The following is a 15,372-nucleotide window of genomic DNA, read 5'->3' as shown; positions in this document are numbered from 1 at the left end:
AGAGTCAGAAAACTCCCCTATACTCCCCTTACAATTATGTGACATGTCCATTTTACTCCTGACTTCTATGTGCGTCAAGAAAACGGATACAAGAAATCTCTTTTTCAGAATAGATTTTATTGGTTTAAATTGTCTATTTTATATTTGTCAAGTTGATATTTTGGAGAAATTACTAATTAATCTATTAATATCTCAAAATAATTTCTCATTTTTTTCCAATTGCTGTTTAAATAAATAAAAAACAGTATAATTTGCAAAAGAAAAACGTTTATAATAGATTTACAGAAAGAGGCGATAAACTATGAAAAAAAATATTGCTGCCGCGATAGAAGAAGAGATTCAAGCTGAAGAAATTCAAACGGAGGAATTCCAGGTTCCAGCTTTCGGATACGAATTGATCAGAGAAGTTCTATTGAACGATATTCTCGGAAAAGACTCTAATCAAATCCTCTATTGGGCAGGTAAACAATTAGCAAGAAAATTCCCATTGAATGGCGATCAGGAAGTGATTGAATTTTTCCAGAGCGCTGGATGGGGCAATCTAGAAATCATGAAGTATACGAAACACGAGATGGAATTATCCTTGACGGGCGAAATAATCAGCCGCCGCCTGGATTTACATCCTGATTGTCACTTCCAACTTGAAGCCGGTTTCCTTGCCGAGCAGTTTACACTGCAAAAAAAATTCCTCAGCGAATCAACGGAAGAAATCAAACGCCGCGCAAAAAAAGTGATATTCACCATCCAATGGGATCCCAGAGATCCAATCTAATGAGCCCTTAAAACAGACTTACCCTTTTTAACCGGAAGTCTGTTTTTTATTGGACTCCTTACACTTAAGCTAGCACATTTGCATGCTGACCAAGTTTAAACGCTTCATGAAGAGATTCAACCGCCTTCACCATTTCCTTTTCATTGACGACAGTCGAAACTTTAATTTCCGATGTACTGACCATTTTCACCTGGATGCCTGTATTGGCCATCACTTCAAACATCTCGGCAGCCACTCCTGGGTTGGATACCATACCAGAACCGACGATCGACACTTTGGCCAACCCGCTCTCCGTCTCGACTCGATCGAACCCCAATTGTTCTTTATTATTTTCCAGCACGATCAAGGCCGATTCCGTATCTTCACTTTTTGTGGAAAAAGATAGATTGGTCGTATCCTCTGCAGTCATGCTTTGAATGATGATATCCACATTAATCCGGTTTTTCGCAAGTGTCGTGAAAATTGTGGATAAGGCACCAAGTGATTGGGGTAAACCATATATTGTGACCCTCGTAATACTGTCTTCAAAAGCAATGCCGCGTACAATTAAGTTTTCTTCCATAGTTGCTTCCTCCTCAATGATCGTTCCTGATTCTCTCTCCATACTTGAACGGACTTCAAGCGGAATTTGATAATTTTTTGCATATTCGACAGCCCTTGGATGAAGGACGCCCGCCCCCAGGTTGGCAAGTTCCAGCATTTCATCGTAAGAAATGGATTGGAGTTTTCGCGCGCCTTTTATGTAACGTGGATCCGTTGTGAAAACACCCGTGACATCCGTATATATATCGCATCTATCCGCATTCAGCGCTGCAGCGATGGCAACCGCCGTCGTATCTGAACCACCTCTCCCCAAGGTAGTGATTTCCCCATTTACATCGTTCCCCTGGAAACCGGCTACAACCACTATTTTCCTCTCTTGAAGCTGGGCTTGGATCCTTGAAGCATCGATGTTTAAAATGCGGGCATTCCCATGAACGGATTCCGTTTGCATGCCAGCCTGCCAGCCAGTATACGAAATGGCTTCATATCCTTCTTCAATCAATGCCATCGTTAACAGGGAAATCGTTACCTGTTCCCCAGTTGTCAATAGCATATCCATTTCCCTCTTGCTCGGGGTCCCGGAAATATCCTGGGCCATGGATACCAATTGGTCCGTTGTTTTCCCCATAGCTGAAACAACGACGACTACCTCATTTCCATTCTCCGCTTCCTCGATTACCCGTTTGGCAACATTTTTGATTTTTTCAACGCTGCCGACGGATGTTCCGCCGAATTTTTGAACGATTAATGCCATCCTCATGCACCCTCTCTAGTTTTTAGGCAATAAAAAAAGCAATGAGAAATATCTCATTGCTGTGATCACATAACTAATACTGTAAACACAGTGAGATAGCTCTCCAGGGTATAAACCCTGACAATCCGCCATTTATTAAATGTCAGACCAGAAAAGCAAGATATGAGTCTTGTCTTCCTTCGGCGTCCCCCCCTTTCAAAACCTTTCATGGAAGCTCATACTTCTCCAGGCTTTTACTCTTGAATTCCGCACCTCTATCAGCACTTTTAAGTTGTCTAGTTAAAATTTCCTTTTAATCATAGCATAGAGATTTATCGGTAGCAAGATTATTCTTGTAATTTTCTAACGATTCCCTCGGCTACCCCTTTTGGCATGCCAGCCTGCATGATTTCCTCAGCCGTTGCCTCTTTGATTTTCTTCAATGATCCAAAATGCCTTAATAATTGCTTCCGTCGTTTTTCCCCGACTCCCGGGATATCATCAAGCTGGGAGTGAACCGCATTTTTCCCACGTAGCTGGCGATGGAACGTAATCGCGAACCGATGCACCTCATCCTGAATTCTTTGCAATAGGTAAAATTCCTGGCTCCGTGAATCAAGAGGTACAAGTTCAAGAGGATTTCCGATCATCAATTGCGATGTCCTATGCTTTTCATCCTTTATGAGGCCTGAAAGTGGTATATCAAGGCCCAATTCATTTTCCAGAATATCCCGAACGGCTTCCACATGTCCCTTTCCGCCATCAATGATGATTAAGTCCGGAAGCGGCAATCCTTCTTTCAATACTCGTGAATACCTTCTTCTGACCACTTCACGCATCGATTCATAATCATCAGGCCCTTGGACCGTCTTGATCTTATATTTGCGGTACTCCCTTTTTTCCGGCTTCCCATCAATGAACACGACTAAAGCGGAAACAGGGTCACTTCCCTGGATATTGGAGTTATCGAAAGCTTCAATTCGGTGCGGGGTGTAGATACCCAGTTGGTTCCCGAGGTTTTCCACCGCATTGATCGTTCTTTCTTCATCCCTTTCGATCAAAGAGAATTTTTCCTGAAGGGCGATGGAGGCATTTTTATTCGCCAATTTAAGCATGTCTTTTTTCGCTCCCCGTTTCGGGTGAATCGTTTTGACACCAAGCAGCCCTTCGGCCATTTCGGCATCCACTGATTCAGGCAGCAAGATTTCCTTTGGTTTAAAGTGGTTCGTAATCTCGTAAAACTGACCCAGGAATGTAAGAAGTTCCTGTTCGGGTTCATCGTAGACCGGAAAAAGTGAAACATCCCTTTCTATTAATTTACCCTGCCGGACAAAAAATACCTGAACGCACATCCAGCCTTTATCATGGGCAAAGCCAAATACATCCCTGTCGATGAAATCGGTCGTCATCATTTTCTGCTTCTCCATCGTAATATCGATGTGGGCAATCTTGTCACGGAACTCCTTGGCCCTTTCGAAATCGAGCTCTTCTGATGCCTCTAACATTTTTTCAGTCAGTTCTTTTTTTATTTCAGTATGCCCGCCGTTCAAGAACCGGTTGATATCATCCACCATTTTTTTATATTCCTGTTCCTCTACTTCATATACACATGGGGCCAGGCACTGTCCAAGGTGATAGTATAGACAAACGCGATCCGGTAAAGTATTGCATTTTCTTAGGGGATAGATGCGGTCGAGCAATTTTTTCGTTTCGTTAGCTGCAAAAGCATTCGGATAAGGACCGAAATATTTCCCTTTGTCTTTTTTGACTTTTCGCGTAATGATTAGACGTGGGTGGCGTTCCGCAGTCAGCTTGATGAAAGGGTACGTCTTATCATCCTTTAGCATGACATTATATTTTGGGTCATGTTTTTTGATTAAGTTCAACTCTAAAATAAGAGCCTCGATATTGGAAGAGGTGACGATGTATTCGAAATCTTCAATCTCATTCACGAGCCGAAATGTTTTTCCATCATGCGATCCCGTAAAATAAGAACGGACACGATTTTTCAACACCTTCGCTTTGCCAACATATATGATCGTTCCCTGACGATCTTTCATTAAATAACAACCAGGTTGATCGGGAAGAAGGGCAAGTTTATTCTTTATTTGTTGATTCATGCATTCATCCTCCTGTTCTCCCATTTTTACAATCATTATATATCAAGATAGCGAAAAAAGCTTCAAGTCCGCAGACTTGAAGCTTTTTTTCGCTATCTTACTATTACGCGTGTTTTGAAATAAGTTCGGCAAGTGCTTCTTTAGGTTGGAAACCAACAACCTTGTCAACCACTTCACCGTCTTTAAGGACGATTAATGTCGGGATGCTCATCACACCGAATTTTCCAGCTGTTTCTTGGTTTTCATCTACATCCACTTTTACGATTTTTGCTGTATCGCCAATTTCAGTATCAAGCTCTTGAAGAACAGGAGCGATCATTTTACAAGGTCCACACCATGGAGCCCAAAAATCTACAAGAACGACACCTTCGCTAGTATCTGTTGTGAAAGTTTGGTCAGTTGCATTTACAATAGCCATATATAATTCCTCCTCAAATTTACTCAAATAACTAAAGACAGTATACCATTGTTGTTAGAATCGATGCTAATATTTTGCTTCAGTGGTAGGATGTCCAAAAAAAGAGTAAATATGCAGGTCAAACCCTTGACTATTAGCCCCAAATAAAGGGGCAAGACATATGTATTGGCTTATGCCAAATGTCTTGCCCCTTTTCTCTTATTTATTATCTTTTACGCATTAACTTTTAGTTTTTTGAATTCTTCCGTCAGTAATGGAACGACTTCGAAAAGGTCTCCGACGATTCCATAATCAGCCACATTGAATATGTTAGCTTCCGGGTCTTTGTTGATGGCAACGATGACCTTGGAGTTAGACATCCCCGCTAAATGCTGGATCGCTCCGGAAATTCCGCAGGCGATATATAGGTCAGGTGTTACGACTTTACCCGTTTGCCCGATTTGCAAAGAGTAATCGCAATAGTCTGCATCACATGCTCCGCGGGAAGCTCCTACCGCACCCCCAAGAACCTGTGCCAGTTCCTTTAATGGTTCAAAACCATCTTCACTTTTCACACCGCGGCCACCTGCGATGATTACTTTCGCTTCTGAAAGGTCGACCCCTTCACTAGCCTTTCTAACAACATCTTTAATGATTGTGCGTAAATCCTTAATCTCCACACTTAATGTAGAAACATCACCAGAGCGGGACTCATCTTTCGCTAATGGTTCGATATTGTTCGGACGGATTGTCGCGAATATCACGCCATCTGTAACCATTTTCTTTTCAAATGCTTTACCGGAATATATCGGGCGGGTGAAAACGATATTTCCGCCTTCTTCTTCAATGGATATAACATCGGAGATCAATCCCGATTCCAACTTTCCAGCCAATTTAGGTGCAAGATCCTTTCCTAAGGCCGTATGTCCAAAGAAAATCCCTTCTGGCTTTTCCTGCTCGATGACGGCAAGCAAGCTTTGCGCATATCCATCTGAAGTATATTGTTTCAATTGATCATTTTCGACTGCAATAACCCGGTCTGCGCCATACTGGATCAATTCATTTCCAAAGTTTTGAACACTTTCACCAATTAAAACACCTACGATTTCCCCGCCATCAGCAGCAAGTTTAGCCGCACCGATAGCTTCAAATGATACATTTCTTAGTGAACCATCACGAACTTCGCCCAATACAAGAAACTTTCTAGCCATTTATAAAAACCTCCTGTGCTCTATTTTCTTTTTATCGTGTGTTGTTGTTTTGAAAAGTGCCATTTCGATTAAATCACTTTTGCTTCACTGCGTAATAATTGAACAAGTTCGCTAACTTGATCACCGATTTCGCCGTCCAATACTTTTCCAGCTTCTTTTTTAGCAGGAAGGTAAATTTCAATCGTTTTTGTTTTTGCCTCAACGTCTTCTTCTTCCAAATCCAGGTCATCCAATTCCAATTCTTCAAGCGGTTTTTTCTTCGCTTTCATGATTCCAGGCAATGAAGGATAACGTGGCTCATTCAGCCCTTGTTGAGCTGTCACCAACAACGGAAGGGATGCTTCGATCGTTTCAGAGTCTCCTTCAACATCGCGGATAACGCTTACATTTCCATTTGCGATGTCCAATTTAGTAATGGTTGTAATGTAAGGAATTTCTAAAATTTCGGCAACGCGTGGTCCCACTTGACCAGAACCGCCATCAATTGCAACGTTCCCTGCAATGATTAAATCGGCATTTTTACCTTTTAAGTATTCGCCTATAATTTTGGCAGTCGTAAATTGGTCGCCATTTTCTATGTCATCTTCTATATTTATCAATACGGCCTTGTCAGCACCCATTGCCAGTGCTGTACGTAATTGCTTTTCAGCCTCTTCGGTCCCGACAGAAATAACCGTCACTTCGCCGCCTTGTGCATCACGAACCTGGATTGCTTCTTCAACTGCATACTCATCGTATGGGTTAATGATGAATTCTGCTCCATCCTCATTAATTTTTCCGTTGGATAGTGTAATTTTTTCTTCTGTATCAAATGTTCTTTTCAGCAGCACATAAATGTTCACGATAATACCTCCCGAATGATTTGAGTTTTGAAGATTATGAATTTTATTGATATATAGTATTGTTCTTCATATTTCACCAAAATCCTGCATGATATATAAAAATAGTTATTTATACCGAATCATCATTTTCCTGTGAATGCCGCTTCCCTTTTTTCAATAAAAGCGGAAATCCCTTCTTGTGCATCAGCGGTATCGAAAGCTTGTCCAAAGAGGGCTGCTTCCCTTTCCACACCTTTATGGTAGGAATCATGCTTGGAATAATTCAATAACTCAATGGCCGACTTTAAAGCCAGTGGGCTTTTCTTGGCAATTTTATTGGCTAGTTCCTTCGCTTTTGGAATCAGTTCTTCATCCGTGAAGGCATGATTCGCCAATCCGCATTGCACAGCTTGGGTCCCTGAAATCGGTTCACTTGTAAACAGCATTTCAGCTGCCTTTGCCATGCCCACATAACGAGGAAGACGTTGGGTCCCAGCAAATCCAGGGATTAAGCCCAACTGCAGCTCAGGCAAACCCAGTTTAGCCTTTTCGGTTACCAAACGGATGTGACAGGCCATAGCCAGCTCCAATCCTCCTCCAAGCGCCGCTCCATGGATGGCTGCAATGACCGGTTTTGGAAACGATTCGATTTTCTCAAATACAGATTGCCCATTCTTGGTCAGCTTCTCGAATGCTTTCCCGTTTTTCACTTCTGTAAATTCCTTAATGTCTGCTCCTGCAGAGAAGAATCTTCCTTCACCATGTAGAAGGACGACCCGTACGGCTTCGTCTTTCCCAATTTGTTCGAAGGCCTGTGACAGCTCTCCGATGATAGCAGAAGAAAGCGCATTTGCAGGTGCATGATCAATCGTTATAAAAGCCACATGATTTTCGACAGAAAGCTTAAGATATTCCATATCTATCCCTCCAGGCATGCTAGTCAAACTTTTTCGAAAATTCAATATGTATCACTTCCCGATAAAGCCGGAAGCAGGATTAACCGATTCTTTCGAGGATGGCTGGCCATCCTCTATTTAAATCGTTAACTTTTCAGGCCACAGCCGCCAATTAGAAGGCGGTGAACGTCTGGTGCCAGGTCAGGAAGCGAGTACTTTTGCTCATTCATGACCCAAGTCGTCACTGTTTCGTCAATCGTTCCAAAAATCATCTGCCTGGTAAGTAAATTATTTAAATCAGGCAGGAATTCGCCGTTCTCTTTTCCTTCTATAATGATTTGATCGATTAGATTTAAATACCCTCTTAACACATCATTAATTCTTAGGCGCAATTCTTTATTCGACTGCCTTAATTCCAATTGAGTGACAATTGCTAAATTCACGTCTTCTGAAAGGTTTTGAAAATGTTTTTGGATAAGCACTTGCAGTTTATCCGAAGCAGTTGTCTTTCCTTTTAGTTCATCTTCGATCTGTTCCACAAAATAGCCCATCTTTTCATGGAATAATGATATTAGAATATCTTCTTTATTTTTAAAATAAAGATATATGGTGCCATCCGCCACGCCTGCCTGCTTGGCGATTTTGGATACTTGGGCTTGATAGTAACCGTTTTGGGCAATGACGATAACTGCCGCATCAATAATTTGATTATACTTTGGTCTGTTGCTTTTCACTGGATGTCCCCTTTCAGAAAATGAATGAACCATCATTCATATTCCTATCATAAAATGACGGACCTTTGCTGTCAAGCTAAAACTTCTAAGAGTCCTGACATTCCACTTGTGTTCATTGTACAGCCCCCATCCATAGGTTGTCCAGTCGTTCTGCAAAACACGGAGCTCTCTTCCGCTGCTCCGTTAAAGGGGGTGCTTGTTTAAGCTTCTTTTCTTTCCTCGGATATTTTTTTCTTTTCTTCCTCGATAAGGACTCTTCTCAGTATTTTTCCTATCGTCGTTTTAGGAAGTTCATCCCTGAATTCATAGCTGCGCGGCACCTTATAGGAAGCCAGGTTCTTTCTTGCAAATTCGTTCAATTCCTCTTCAGTGACCCTGGCATTTTTTTTCAGCACGACATAGGCCTTGACGGTTTCACCTCGATAAGGGTCAGGGATACCTGCCACAACTACTTCCTGTATGGCCTCATGCTCGTATAGCACCTCTTCCACCTCACGTGGATATATATTGAAACCGCCTGCAATGATAGTATCCTTTTTCCTCTCGACCACATAAAAGAACCCCTGCTCATCCATGTAACCCAGATCTCCTGTAAGCAGCCAGCCATTTTTAAAGGTTTTTTCCGTTTCATCCGGACGGTTCCAATATCCTTGCATGACCTGTGGTCCTTTTATGGCAATTTCGCCTATTTCATTCGGGGGAAGCTCTTCAAAGTTTTCCAGGGACAGAATCACCGAGTCAGTATCTGGCCATGGCAGACCAACGCTTCCTTTTACACGCGGCTGATCCCAAATGAAATTAGCATGGGTCACCGGTGAGGTTTCAGAAAGTCCATAGCCTTCAACAAGCTTCCCCCCGGTAATTTTCTCGAATTGCTCCTGGACCTCTAAGGGCAATGATGCAGAACCGCTTATACAGGCATTGATGGAAGACAGGTCATATTTAGCGATATCCGGATGGTTCAAGAGGCCGATATACATCGTTGGCGCTCCTGGAAACATGGTAGGCTTCTGTTTTTGGATGGTTTTAAGCGTCGCTTCGACATCAAACTTTGGCATGATGATCATGGTGTTCCCTTCCATGACGGAAAGTACCAAGACCGTAGTCATACCGTACACATGGAAGAATGGCAGAATCGCAAGGATCCTTTCCTCACCGCGCTTATTTCTATAAAGCCATGCATTGCACATTTTCGTATTAGCCAGCAAGTTCCTATGGGTAAGCATGACCCCTTTGGGAAAGCCTGTGGTCCCACCTGTATATTGCAAAAGTGCAAGGTCATTATGCACATCGATCGGCACAGTGCCTGCTTCAGTGATCTTTCGTTTCATGATTTCGGAAAATAAATGATGATTGCCTGCATGCTCCACATTGATGACAATGCCGTATTGCTTTTTTTGAATAAAAGGGTAGATAAGGTTTTTCGGGAATGGTAAATATTCCTTGATGGCGGTTACAATTATATGTTCTATATCCGTTCTTGATGCGACTGCAGTGACACGGGGAAATAAAATATCCATCGCTAAAATGATTTTCGCTCCGGAATCCTTCATTTGATATTCTAATTCACGTTCAGTATAGGTTGGATTCGTTTGAACCACGACTCCGCCAGCCATCAATATCCCAAAAAAGCTTATTACACCTTGTGGGCAATTAGGAAGCATGACGGCAACGCGTTCACCTTTTTGAAGACCGATACTTTTTAAATAGGCTGCAAACTTTAAAGCAGATTCATGCACTTCCCGGAAAGTTAATTCTTTTCCCTGGAAATGAATCGATACTTTATCAGGGAATTCTTCGGCTGATTCCTTCAAAAAAGAATAAAGAGGTTTATCTTCGTATGACAATACAGCTGGTATCTGTTCCGGATAAATAGCTTGCCACGGCTTATTGCTCATTTGCCCCCTCCTTCTGAATATTCTCAATACTCTTTATCATTATAATACAATCGGGATTTTCTTACAATTGCCGATTTTCAGAGGATAAAGAACTCATGATGAGAAACAGGCCAGTATATATGACCTATACCAAGAATAGGGAATATTCTGTGGAGCCATTTTGTACACGGCCTTATCGATCCTTGAAAAATATAATTGTTTACAATTCAAATGTTCTTTTTCACATTTTCAGTCGGTGTATAGATGGGGAGTGATAGAATTCGCCGGGCAAAACGGATAACCCATCCGTCATAGATTTGCGTTTACATGGCCGGTAAAGCATTTAGCGATAACCCTTCAATCCTTTGTATCAATTTGGAGTGATCCATATTCCTCCTCCTCTTCCGAGAAGTCATTATTATTATACTTTCCACCCTTTTTAATAGAAATCAAATAAGAGAAGCGGCCTGATGGCCGCTTCTCTCAAGTGAAGAATATCATATAAATGATTCCGAACAGAAAAAAGATTCCGCAACAAACTATTAAGACTTTTGCAAGTTTCTCCACAGCTTACTCCCTCTCATGAAGGGCATTAAGAAATTCCGGCGCCGATGACAAAAGATAATGCGATTGATATGATCATCGATAGGAATCCAACTGCCCGATTATCTTTTTGTATCTCTTCATCTATTTTAAATCCAGGAGTCATAAATTCAAAAATGAAATAACCGATCAACAGCAGGACAAATCCGTACACGCCCCAGCCAATCATGGTAAGAAGCGAATTCTGATGGAGGATGGACTGTTGGAATACATAGGCGATTCCAAATATTTTACCACCTGTTGCCAACGCGACAGAAAGGTTTCCCTGTTTGATTTCCTCCCAGTTCTTGTACTTTGTGACAAGTTCAAAAATGGATAAAAAAACAATAATGCACAGAATAACGACACTGTAACGAGCAGCTATATATACATATTCATTTTCCCACATGTTCTCCATGGTCCAACTCCCGAATGGTAACTAGCCCCCCGGCTTGGCTGAATAGCCGGAGTGGCCACTTTCCTTTATTTAAATTCCACCACCGTAACGCCTGTTCCGCCTTCACCGGCTTCACCGAAGCGAATCCTTTTGACAGAGCGGTGATTTTTCAAGTATTCCTGGACCCCGGATCTAAGAGCGCCCGTTCCTTTACCATGAATGATGGAGACACTCGAATAACCGGCCAATAGAGCATCATCAATATACTTTTCCACTCTTGATAGTGCATTTTCAAAGCGTTCTCCACGGAGATCAAGTTCCACGCTAACGTGATAATCACGGCCTTTAATCGTGGTTAGCGGCTTTGTTTCCTTAACTTTTGTGGCCTTTATGAATTCCAGGTCAGACTCCTTCACCTTCATTTTCATGATGCCGATTTGAACCTGCCATTCATTATTTGAGACCTTCTCAATCAAGTGACCTTTTTGACCAAAGCTTACGACCTTAACTTCATCTCCAGGCTTCAAGCTTTTATCCAGCGGCCTCGCGGCTTTATTTGATGTTTTTTTCACTTTAGGCGCTGCTTCTTCAAGCCGCTTTTTGGCATCGATCAGTTCATGCTCTTTAACATCGGCATGCTTTTCAAGTCGCAATTTACGTAAGTCGGAAATGATCGCTTCCGCTTCCTTTTGTGCGTTTTCAACGATTGCCGCCGCCTCTTTTGCTGCCTTTTCGACCATCGCATCCCGTTCTTCATGGTATTCACCAATTTGCCTTTGAAGGTCTTTATGAAGAATTTCCGCCTGTTCCAGATGATTCTTGGCTTCCAGCTCCTCTTCTTCGGCCTTTTTTCGGCTGTCTTCAAGGGATGCTATCATATTCTCAACTTTATTCGTATCCTCGCCAATATGGCTGCGGGCGTTGCTTATCACGCTTTCTTCCAAACCAAGACGCTTGGAAATTTCAAACGCATTACTCCGCCCCGGTACACCGATCAAAAGTTTATAGGTGGGACTCAAGGTTTCCACATTAAATTCGACGCTTGCATTAATGACCCCTTCCCGATCATAGCCATACGCTTTTAATTCCGGATAATGTGTCGTTGCAATCACACGTGCCCCTCGCTTATACACTTCATCCAAAATGGAAATGGCCAAAGCGGCACCTTCCTGTGGGTCAGTTCCCGCTCCAAGCTCATCGAATAAAACAAGACTGTCATAATCGACACGCTTAAGGATATCGACAATATTGACCATATGCGATGAGAATGTACTTAAGCTTTGTTCAATCGACTGTTCATCGCCAATATCGGCATAAACAGAGGAAAACACAGCCGTTTCGGAACCATCCAGCGCAGGGATCTGCAGACCGGACTGAGCCATTAACGTACAGAGGCCAATCGTTTTCAGGGTAACCGTCTTACCACCTGTATTCGGACCTGTGATGACGATTGTCGTAAATTCATCTCCAAGAAAAATATCATTGGCCACGACAACATCACTCGGTATGAGCGGGTGTTTCGCTTTGAATAATTTCACGCGTCCCTCATTATTCAGAATCGGCTTGGATCCTTTTATCGCTTTTGCATACTTTGCCTTGGCGACAAGGAAATCGATTTGTGCAAGCACTTTGACATTATGAAGCAATTCAGGGGTGAACGCACCGACTTTCTCCGATAGTTCGACCAATATCCGTTCTATTTCCTGCGTTTCCTTCACTCGGGTTTCCTGCAGGACATTATTCAGTTGAACGATTGCTTGCGGTTCAATGAACAATGTCTGCCCTGATGAGGATTGATCATGGATGATCCCGCCGTAAACACTGCGGTATTCCTGTTTTACCGGGATGACGAATCGGTCATTACGGATGGTGATGATGGCATCGGATAACATTGTTGATGCATTGGAAGAACGGATCATACTTTCCAGTTTTCCCCTGACACGGCTCTCGTTCGTCCGAATCTGGTTTCTTAGGGTCCGGAGCTTGTCGCTGGCAGAATCCATCACTTCGCCATGTTCGCTTACAGCATACGTAATTTCCTGTTGCAAATCTATCAATGGATGAAGGGAATCAATATATCCGGCTAAAAGCGGAACATCAATTTCCTGCTCCGCGAGTTCTTCGAAGAAACGGCTGAGAATCCTGCCGGCACGAATCGTACTTGCAAGCTCCATCAACTCCATCGGTGAGAGCATTCCGCCAATCTGAGCCCTTTTTGCATGTGGACGGATATCAAAAATCCCGCCCAATGGCAAGTTGCCTTTCAACCGGACGATTTTGGCTGACTCATCTGTTTCTTCCTGCCATCTCGACACTTCTTCAAAATCCGTGGAAGGCATCAATTGCTCTGCCTTCTCTTTTCCTATGGATGAGGATGCGTGTGAGATTAATTGTTCTTTTATTTTATGAAATTCCAATGTCTTTAAAGCTTTATTATGCATGGAGTTAAAGCTCCTCCTTATTTATGGGCAAATAGTTAATCATTTCTCTTTAAAAACGCTAATAATCCGTCTGTATCCCTTGCATTAAGAACCGTTGAGTCTTTAATCCAGCCCTTTTTGGCCGACGAGACCCCAACAGGCATATGTTCAAGCATGTCGATGCTGTGGGCATCCGTATTGATTACGATCGGAACGCCTGCTTCCTGTGCCTTGCGCAGATGGGGAGATGCCAGATCCAATCGGTTCGGATTCGCATTCAATTCCAAGGCAGTATTCGTTTCATGAGCCAGTTCGATCAGCATTTCTATATCAACATCATATCCGGCGCGTCTGCCGATGATCCTTCCCGTTGGGTGGGCAATGATATCGACATGCGGATTATTCAGGGCCGTTCTTAAGCGCTCCATGATCGTTTCCCGAGGCTGTGAAAAACTTGAATGTATCGAAGCGATCACCAAATCCATCTCTGCAAGCAGCTCATCTTCATAATCAAGTGTCCCATCTGGAAGGATATCCATTTCAATCCCTGAAAGAACGGTAAAGTCAGCGTATTTTTCATTTAGTTCATGGATAATCCGTTTTTGTTCACGTAAACGCTCCACGGTCAAGCCATTCGCCACTTTCAGATATTGGGAATGATCGGTGATGGCCATATATCGATACCCTTTTACGCGGCATGCTTCAATCATTTCTTCAATCGTATGGGCCCCGTCACTCCATGTCGTATGCATATGCAGGTCACCTTTGATGGACTCTATAGATATGAGGGGTTCATTTGCATCATAATGCTCCACTTCCGTTCCGTCTTCACGCAGTTCTGGCGGAATGTAAGGAAGGCCAAAATGATTATAAAATTGTTCTTCCGTTTCAAACGTCAATACTTCACCGGTTTCCGTCACTTCCACCCCATATTCGCTGATTTTCTCTCCGCGATCTTTAGCCAGCTGGCGCATCCGCACATTATGATCTTTCGAACCTGTAAAATGATGGAGTGTCGTGATGAATTCCTTATCCTTCACGATTCGGAAATCAACAGAAATATCATATTCATAATCAAGGACAACCGATACTTTTGTATCACCGGCCGCAATAACCTGCTTTATTCCCTGTAATGCAAGCAGTCGATTCTTAACCTCTTCGGGGTGATCTGTCGAGATGATGAAATCGAGGTCCTTGATGGTTTCCCTCATACGCCGGATGCTGCCGGCCCTGGAGGAACGGATTATGTATTCCATGTTAGCCAGGGCCGTATCAATATCATCTGCAATCGGCCTCATGAAGGCAAGGGGCAGCCGATCGGGCCTTGAACCCGCATCGGCAATGGCAGAAAGGATCTTCTCTTCCGTTTTTTTGCCAAAACCGGCAAGCGCCGCGACCCTGCCTTCCTCACAGGCGATCTCAAGATCATTCACATCATTGACATGCAGCTCTTTATGAAGCTTGGCAATTTTCTTCCCGCCCAAACCTTGAAGCTGCAGGAGAGGTATCAATCCTTTTGGGACCTGCTCCTGCAGCTCTTCAAGTACAGTCGATCTTCCCTCATTTATATACTCTTCGATGACCGATGCCGTCCCTTTCCCGATTCCATTTAAAGCGGTAAAGTCTTCGATGGCCGAAAGGCTCCGGTCATCCGTTTCCAAGGCGCCCGCTGCCTTTCGGAAAGCTGAAACCTTGAACGGATTCTCTCCTTTCAGCTCCATATATATTGCAATTTTTTCTAATAATTTAATGATATCTTTTTTATTAATTGTCATTTAATTCACCGCCGGAAAAATTAGTAGGGTGTCCCATGTTCACTTTCTTAAAGATACCTTTCTTGGAGGTAAAGTACAAGCAGTCCGATTCCTA

General features: G+C 42.9%; 12 protein-coding genes and 1 riboswitch. Of the genes, 1 reads left to right on the top strand and 11 read right to left on the bottom strand.

Annotated features, from left to right (window positions below):
* Positions 1 to 301: 301 nt before the first annotated feature.
* Positions 302 to 772 carry a YslB family protein gene (locus IOC57_RS00785; protein ID WP_063232779.1) on the top strand — a complete coding sequence of 157 codons (471 nt, stop codon included), beginning with the start codon at positions 302 to 304 and terminating at the stop codon, positions 770 to 772.
* Between the two features lie 64 nt (positions 773 to 836).
* Here IOC57_RS00785 and IOC57_RS00780 read toward each other — a convergent pair whose 3' ends face one another.
* The 11 genes from IOC57_RS00780 to polX all read right to left on the bottom strand — a co-directional run bounded on the left by IOC57_RS00780 (position 837) and on the right by polX (position 15,278).
* A complete protein-coding gene (locus IOC57_RS00780; protein ID WP_207436933.1) occupies positions 837 to 2,069 on the bottom strand; it encodes an aspartate kinase in 1,233 nt (410 codons plus the stop codon).
* Between the two features lie 88 nt (positions 2,070 to 2,157).
* Positions 2,158 to 2,334, bottom strand: a riboswitch (Lysine riboswitch).
* A 61-nt stretch (positions 2,335 to 2,395) separates the two neighbouring features.
* Positions 2,396 to 4,168, bottom strand: a complete 1,773-nt coding sequence (uvrC, locus tag IOC57_RS00775) for an excinuclease ABC subunit UvrC (protein ID WP_286184403.1) — start codon at positions 4,166 to 4,168, stop codon at positions 2,396 to 2,398.
* Between the two features lie 103 nt (positions 4,169 to 4,271).
* A complete protein-coding gene (trxA, locus tag IOC57_RS00770) occupies positions 4,272 to 4,586 on the bottom strand; it encodes a thioredoxin (RefSeq protein ID WP_207436931.1) in 315 nt (104 codons plus the stop codon).
* A 212-nt stretch (positions 4,587 to 4,798) separates the two neighbouring features.
* Positions 4,799 to 5,776: an electron transfer flavoprotein subunit alpha/FixB family protein gene (locus IOC57_RS00765; RefSeq protein ID WP_207436930.1), complete on the bottom strand. Its 978-nt coding sequence runs from the start codon at positions 5,774 to 5,776 to the stop codon at positions 4,799 to 4,801.
* Positions 5,777 to 5,844: 68 nt separating this feature from the next.
* Complete coding sequence (locus IOC57_RS00760; protein WP_063232775.1) at positions 5,845 to 6,618, bottom strand: electron transfer flavoprotein subunit beta/FixA family protein; 774 nt, start codon at positions 6,616 to 6,618, stop codon at positions 5,845 to 5,847.
* 122 nt (positions 6,619 to 6,740) lie between these two features.
* A complete protein-coding gene (locus tag IOC57_RS00755) occupies positions 6,741 to 7,514 on the bottom strand; it encodes an enoyl-CoA hydratase (RefSeq protein WP_207436929.1) in 774 nt (257 codons plus the stop codon).
* 125 nt (positions 7,515 to 7,639) lie between these two features.
* Positions 7,640 to 8,227 carry a fatty acid metabolism transcriptional regulator FadR gene (locus IOC57_RS00750; protein ID WP_207436928.1) on the bottom strand — a complete coding sequence of 196 codons (588 nt, stop codon included), beginning with the start codon at positions 8,225 to 8,227 and terminating at the stop codon, positions 7,640 to 7,642.
* Between the two features lie 200 nt (positions 8,228 to 8,427).
* The gene (locus IOC57_RS00745) at positions 8,428 to 10,125 is read right to left on the bottom strand and encodes a long-chain-fatty-acid--CoA ligase (protein ID WP_207436927.1); all 1,698 of its coding nucleotides are present in this window, start codon (positions 10,123 to 10,125) and stop codon (positions 8,428 to 8,430) included.
* 571 nt (positions 10,126 to 10,696) lie between these two features.
* Positions 10,697 to 11,104 carry a DUF350 domain-containing protein gene (locus IOC57_RS00740; protein WP_207436926.1) on the bottom strand — a complete coding sequence of 136 codons (408 nt, stop codon included), beginning with the start codon at positions 11,102 to 11,104 and terminating at the stop codon, positions 10,697 to 10,699.
* A 65-nt stretch (positions 11,105 to 11,169) separates the two neighbouring features.
* Positions 11,170 to 13,524 (bottom strand): endonuclease MutS2, encoded by a 2,355-nt coding sequence (locus IOC57_RS00735; protein WP_207436925.1) that lies wholly within the window; start codon positions 13,522 to 13,524, stop codon positions 11,170 to 11,172.
* Between the two features lie 35 nt (positions 13,525 to 13,559).
* Positions 13,560 to 15,278 (bottom strand): DNA polymerase/3'-5' exonuclease PolX, encoded by a 1,719-nt coding sequence (gene polX / locus IOC57_RS00730; protein WP_207436924.1) that lies wholly within the window; start codon positions 15,276 to 15,278, stop codon positions 13,560 to 13,562.
* Positions 15,279 to 15,372: the final 94 nt, after the last annotated feature.

The organism is Bacillus sp. SD075 (genome assembly GCF_017355165.1).
Taxonomy (GTDB): domain Bacteria; phylum Bacillota; class Bacilli; order Bacillales; family DSM-1321; genus Peribacillus.
Note: the sequence above shows the minus strand (reverse complement) of the source record. Positions and strands in the feature narration are given on the sequence as shown.

Excerpts from the sequence above, each read along its gene's own strand:
- IOC57_RS00785 (WP_063232779.1), top strand. The coding sequence starts at position 302 with ATGAAAAAAAATATTGCTGCCGCGATAGAAGAAGAGATTCAAGCTGAA.
- IOC57_RS00780 (WP_207436933.1), bottom strand. The coding sequence starts at position 2,069 with ATGGCATTAATCGTTCAAAAATTCGGCGGAACATCCGTCGGCAGCGTT.
- uvrC (WP_286184403.1), bottom strand. The coding sequence starts at position 4,168 with ATGAATCAACAAATAAAGAATAAACTTGCCCTTCTTCCCGATCAACCT.
- trxA (WP_207436931.1), bottom strand. The coding sequence starts at position 4,586 with ATGGCTATTGTAAATGCAACTGACCAAACTTTCACAACAGATACTAGC.
- IOC57_RS00765 (WP_207436930.1), bottom strand. The coding sequence starts at position 5,776 with ATGGCTAGAAAGTTTCTTGTATTGGGCGAAGTTCGTGATGGTTCACTA.
- IOC57_RS00755 (WP_207436929.1), bottom strand. The coding sequence starts at position 7,514 with ATGGAATATCTTAAGCTTTCTGTCGAAAATCATGTGGCTTTTATAACG.
- IOC57_RS00745 (WP_207436927.1), bottom strand. The coding sequence starts at position 10,125 with ATGAGCAATAAGCCGTGGCAAGCTATTTATCCGGAACAGATACCAGCT.
- IOC57_RS00740 (WP_207436926.1), bottom strand. The coding sequence starts at position 11,104 with ATGGAGAACATGTGGGAAAATGAATATGTATATATAGCTGCTCGTTAC.
- IOC57_RS00735 (WP_207436925.1), bottom strand. The coding sequence starts at position 13,524 with ATGCATAATAAAGCTTTAAAGACATTGGAATTTCATAAAATAAAAGAA.
- polX (WP_207436924.1), bottom strand. The coding sequence starts at position 15,278 with ATGACAATTAATAAAAAAGATATCATTAAATTATTAGAAAAAATTGCA.